Origin of the sequence: Rhodococcus sp. F64268, assembly GCF_023015605.1 — a bacterium.
Lineage (GTDB): Bacteria > Actinomycetota > Actinomycetes > Mycobacteriales > Mycobacteriaceae > Rhodococcus.
On record NZ_JALKAI010000044.1, the window covers coordinates 1 to 377 of the forward strand.

Sequence of the window (377 nt, forward strand, 5' to 3'; positions counted from 1 at the left end):
CCGAATTCGACTGGGTACGACAGCTTCAGTCGATCGACGTCGACACATAACCTGCACGCACTTCCCGCACGAATACCGGAACCGTCGCGGGAATCGTAGGCAGGACCGGTCGTGCTAGCGTCGAACCGATTTTCGGGCGGATCGGGGGGTCGCGTGAGCAGGTGGAGACGTGCAGCACTAGCTGCTGCAATCATCGCGGTAGCAGCAGCCTGCGGACCAACACCGGCAACAGAAATCGACGACAGTACCACCGTAGCCACCGCACCAACAACACGCACACCGCGCATCGTCGACGACTCCGGCCGCCCCGACATCACCTTCGACCCCTGCCTCGACCTCCCGGACGACGTGATGACCGCGGCAGGGTACGACGCGGC

1 pseudogene is annotated in these 377 nt (G+C 63.7%); it reads left to right on the top strand.

What is annotated here, in order from left to right:
• Positions 1 to 153: 153 nt before the first annotated feature.
• A pseudogene (locus MWU77_RS25070) lies at positions 154 to 377 on the top strand (DUF3558 domain-containing protein); the annotation flags it as partial.